Source organism: Pseudomonas sp., assembly GCF_050739995.1.
Lineage (GTDB): Bacteria > Pseudomonadota > Gammaproteobacteria > Pseudomonadales > Pseudomonadaceae > Aquipseudomonas.
Genome location: NZ_JBOICG010000222.1, coordinates 1 through 1,512, shown reverse-complemented (window position 1 = coordinate 1,512; position 1,512 = coordinate 1). Strand labels below are relative to the sequence as shown.

Annotated in this window: 1 protein-coding gene and 1 pseudogene; one reads left to right on the top strand and one right to left on the bottom strand. The window is 59.4% G+C overall.

Annotated elements, in window-relative coordinates; genetic code table 11:
• Window positions 1-432 (bottom strand): annotated as a pseudogene (locus ACRESD_RS07685) (glutamine synthetase); the annotation flags it as partial.
• A 139-nt stretch (window positions 433-571) separates the two neighbouring features.
• Here ACRESD_RS07685 and ACRESD_RS07680 point away from each other — a divergent pair.
• A complete protein-coding gene (locus ACRESD_RS07680; RefSeq protein ID WP_431750372.1) occupies window positions 572-1,477 on the top strand; it encodes a helix-turn-helix domain-containing protein in 906 nt (301 codons plus the stop codon).
• Window positions 1,478-1,512: the final 35 nt, after the last annotated feature.

Sequence of the window (1,512 nt, the reverse complement as noted above, 5' to 3'; positions counted from 1 at the left end):
GTAGAACTCCATCTCCGGCGCGACGATTGGCCGCCAGCCCTTGTCGGCATACAGCTTGAGGACTTTTTTCAGGACGTTGCGCGGCGACAGTTCAATCGGGTTGCCCTGCTTGTCGAAGGTGTCGTGGATGACGATGGCGGTCGGCTCGATGGCCCACGGCACCACGTAAACGGCGGCTGAATCCGGGCGGCAGATCATGTCGATGTCGGCGGGATCAAGCAGGTCGTAGTAGACGTCGTCGTCGACAAAATCCCCGGTTACCGTTTGCAACAACACACTTTCCGGCAGGCGCATGCCTCGCTCATGCAGGAACTTGTTGGTGGGCGCAATCTTGCCGCGTGCGATGCCAGTCAAGTCACTGATCACGCATTCGACTTCGGTAATCTTGTGTTCTTTCAGCCAGGCGGACAGCTGATCGAAGGGGGCGTTCATAAGAACCTCGTCATGGGTGGGATGCACACGCCGGGTTGTACTCACGGCGCATTGAGGTCTATCTTGAGCCAGCCTTCAAAGGCCATCTATCCACTTTGCACGAACCACAACGCACCAATAGAGTGCGCCCAGGTTACCCATGACACAGGCAACAGCTTTGCGCGTACAGGCCTTCACCACCGGTGATGTGGCCGCTCAATGCAATGCGACACCCGGCTGGGTGCAGCAGTACCAGCAGATGTCTCCCGGGCATTTCGCCGGCCGCATCCGCTACCTCGACCTGCAAGGTGTGGAGGTGTACGAAGAGTGCATGAACACCCGCGTGGAACAGCATTTCAATGCCCCGCCAGGCGCGTTGGCGTTTTGTTTCGACGGCAGTGATAACGCGCTGTACATGCTCAATGGCGAAAGCCGCAACACCTGGATCACCCCGGAAAACTACCGTGAAGTGGCGGTGGTATTCGGCCCGCAGTTCGTGCAGCGCCAGGGGCTGGACGTGGCGAAACTGGACGGTTTGTTCATGGCGCCGCTGACCTGCCAGCAGAACGCGCTGTTCACCCGCTGGCTCAGCGGCACCCTGACGCGTTTGTCGTCGATCAGCGACCCGATCAGCCGAGACGCCCTCACCCAGCAATTGCTCGACGACTGCCTGTTCATTCTCGACAACGCCTGCGTATGCCTGGACCGCAGTTCCTTGCAGCGCCGCAGTGAAGAACGCCAGTTGATGGCCCGTATCGGCGAATGGGCGGCGGATGCGCCGGATGAAACCGTCAACCTGCTGGAGTTGGCGCAGATTGCCGGCGTGCCGTTGCGCCAATTGCAGCAAGGCTTCAAGACCTACACCGGGATGAGCCCGGCGCAGTGGTTGAGATTGCGCCGCTTGAACGGTGCACGCCGCGAGTTGCTGACTTCGCCGGGAACGACCGTGGCCGAGGTGGCGATGAATTGGTCGTTCTGGCATTTGGGACGGTTTTCCAATAGCTATCGGGCGCTGTTTCAGGAATTGCCCAGCGAAACCCTTAGACATCACCAGAAATTCGGCTGAAACACAGTTAAATGTGGGAGGGGGCTTGCTCCCGA